The organism is Corallococcus llansteffanensis, from assembly GCF_003612055.1.
In the GTDB taxonomy this organism is placed as follows: Bacteria; Myxococcota; Myxococcia; order Myxococcales; family Myxococcaceae; genus Corallococcus; species Corallococcus llansteffanensis.
In genome coordinates, this window is the sequence record NZ_RAWB01000823.1 from 1 (window position 1) to 3,276 (window position 3,276).

General features: G+C 72.5%; 1 protein-coding gene. It reads right to left on the minus strand.

The window, feature by feature from the left end:
• Nucleotides 1–3,265 (minus strand): non-ribosomal peptide synthetase (locus D7V93_RS40745; protein WP_244237808.1); only part of this gene is annotated, 3,265 nt, incomplete at its 3' end.
• Between the last annotated feature and the right edge of the window lie 11 nt (nucleotides 3,266–3,276).

Genomic DNA, 3,276 nt, shown 5'->3' on the forward strand with positions numbered 1-3,276 from the left:
GGGCGGTGAAGACGCGCAGCAGGGTGCGCAGCTCCTCCAGGCCGGACTCCGGGGAGAAGAGTCCGGCCCGAAGTCCCTCGGCGTGCAGGTGGCGCAGCAGGGCCTCCGGTCCGGCGGAGGCGACGTCCGGGGGAAGGCGGGCGGGGAGCCCGGCGGTGCGGGCCAGGTCCGCGGCGAAGTGGAGGGCCAGCGCCGCGTCGTCCTCCGTGGCGGCGCCGCGGGCGGCCGACGTCGGACTGGGCTCGATGAGGGCGAGCAGTTCGACCGGCTCGCCGGCCGCGTGGAGGTGGCGCGCCATCTCCCCGGCGATGACGGCGCCGAGCGACCAGCCTCCGAGGCGGTAGGGCCCGTGGGGCTGGGCGGCGCGGAGCGCCTCCACGTAGTGCCGGGCCATGGCGTCGAGCGACTCCAGGGGCGGCAGCCGTCCGTCGAGCCCCTGGGCCTGGAGCCCGTACACGGGCTGCTCCGGACCGAGCCGGCGCGCGAGCTCGGCGAAGCCGAGGACATTGCCGCCGACGGCATGGACCAGGAAGAAGGGCCGGCGGGACGGGCCGCCGCGCTGGATGGCGACGAGCGAGGACGTGGGCGCGGGCTCCCGGCCCAGGAAGCGCGCGAGCTGCTCGATGGTGGGTGCTTGGAAGAGGGCGGCGAGCGGGAGGCTCTGGCCCGTGCGCGCGCGGATGCCCGCCGCCAGACGGACGGCGAGGAGCGAATGGCCTCCCAGGGCGAAGAAGTCCTCGGTGACGCCCACCCGGTCCCTGCGAAGGACTTCCGCCCAGAGGGTGGCCAGCAGCGCCTCGGTGGGAGTGCGCGGGGCGACGTAGCGGTCCGCCGACGGGGAAGCCCCCGCTTCGGGAGGAGGAAGGGCCTTGCGGTCCACCTTGGCCTGGGCGGTGAGGGGCAGGACGTCCAGGCGCACCAGGGCGGAGGGCACCATGTACTCGGGGAGCCGCTGCTGGAGGAAGGCGCGCAGGAGGGCGGTGTCCAGGGCGTGGGGCGTGGTGACGTAGCCCACGAGGCGCTTGTCGCCGGGCGCGTCCTCGCGCACGAGCACCACGGCCTCGCGCACCTCGGGATGGCGAAGCAGGGCTGCTTCCACTTCCGGCAACTCGATGCGGTAGCCGCGCAGCTTCACCTGCGCGTCCAGGCGGCCCAGGAACTCCAGCGTGCCCTGGGCGCTCCAGCGCGCCTGGTCGCCGGTGCGGTAGAGGCGTGCGCCGGGCTGGCCGCAGAAGGCGTCGGGGACGAAGCGCTCGGCGGTGAGGGCCGGCTGTTCCACGTAGCCGCGCGCCAGTCCCTCGCCGCCAATGAAGAGTTCGCCCGGCACGCCCACGGGCACCGGCTGGCCGTGCGCGTCCAGCACGTAGACGCGTGTGTTGCCCAGGGGCCGTCCGATGGGCAGCGAGGCGCCCGTGTGCGCCGCGTCCGTGAGGTGGAAGGTGGTGGCGAAGACGGTGCTCTCGGTGGGGCCGTAGCCGTTGATGACGGGCACGCGCAGCGTCTCCACGACGCGGCGGGCGTGGGGAGCGGAGACGACGTCGCCGCCCGTCAGCAGGTGCCTCACGGAGCGCAGGCCCTCCAGGTGACCGTCCACCATCTGGGTGAAGAGGCCCGAGGTGAGCCAGAGGGTGGTCACGCCGGAGCGCTGGAGGACCGCGCCCAGCTCCTCGAGGGAGGGAGGCTGGGGCGGCATGACGACGAGGCGGGAGCCGTGCAGCAGCGCGCCCCAGACCTCGAAGGTGGAGGCGTCGAAGGAGAGGGGCGCCAGCAGCAGGAAGGTCTCCTCGGGGCCGAAGTGCGTGTAGCCGGCGCCGAAGAGGGTGCGCAGCACGGCCGAGTGCGGAGTGCCCACGCCCTTGGGCCTGCCCGTGGAGCCAGAGGTGAAGTCGACATAGGCGAGGCTGTTCGGCAGTGCGGCCGGCGGGAGTGCGTGCGTGGGCAGATCGTCCAGGGAGACTTCGTCCAGCACCACGGTGGCCAGGCCCTCGGGCAGCTTCGGCAGCAGGGCGTGCGTGGTGACGAGCACGCCAGGACGTGCGTCCGCCACCATGGCGATGAGCCGCTCGCGCGGGTAGCTGGGGTCCAGGGGCACATAGGCGCCGCCCGCCTTGAGGATGGCGACGAGGCCCACCACCAGCTCCAGGGAGCGCTCCACGGCGAGGGCCACGCGCGAGTCGGTGGCCACGCCGAGGCCGCGCAGGTGGTGCGCGAGGCGATTGGCGCGCGTGTCCAGTTGCCGGTAGGTGAGGTGCGCGTCACCGGATTCGACGGCGACCTTGTCCGGGAAGCGGGCCACCACCTGGGAGAAGACCTCGGGCAGGGTCGAGGTGCGGGGGAAGTCGGAGGCGGTGGCGTTCCAGTCCACCAGGACCTGCTGGCGCTCGGCGTCGCTGAGCATGGACACGGAGGCCAGGGGGGCTTCGGGCCGGGCCACCAGCGCTTCGACGAGCCGGAGGAAGTGTGCCGCCATGCGCGCGGCGGTGGCCGATTCGAAGAGGTCCGTGTTGAAGACCAGGGCGCCCTGATAGCCGTCGGGCGTATCCGAGAGGATGAGCTGCAACTCGAACTTGGCGGTGGTGGTGTCCACCTCCAGCCGGTGTAGCTCCAGGGATTGTCCGCGCAAGGGGGCCGAGGTGGGCGCGTTCTGCAGGGCGAAGAGGACCTGGAAGAGGGGGCTTCGGCTCCGGTCGCGCGTGGGTTGGAGCTTCTCCACCAGGCGCTCGAAGGGCACGTCCTGGTGGGCGTAGGCCCCCAGCGCCGTCTCCTTCACCTGCTGGAGCAAGTGGAGGAACGAGTGCTGAGCGTCGACCTGGGTGCGCAGCACCAGGGTATTGACGAAGAAGCCGATGAGGTCTTCGAGCTCACCGCGCTGGCGGCCGGCGATGGGCGAGCCGACGGTGACGTCGTCCTGTCCGGAGTACCGGGACAGCAGCACCTGGAAGGCGCCCAGCAACAGCATGAAGGGCGTGACGCCTTCTTGCAGTCCCAGCGTCTTGAGCCTACCGGAGGCCTCGGCCGTGAGGGTGACGGGCACCTGGGCGCCGCGGAAGGACTGCACGGGCGGACGGGGCTTGTCGGTGGGCAGTTCCAGAGCGCTGACGCCCGCGAGCTTCTGCTTCCAGTAGTCCAGTTGCGTCTGGAGCACCACACCCTGCAACCACTGGCGCTGCCAGACGGCGTAGTCGGCGTATTGCAGGGGCAGGGGCGGCAGCGGCGAGGGCTGGCCTCGGGAGAAGGCGTCGTAGAGGGCGGCCACTTCGCGCACCAGCACGCCCA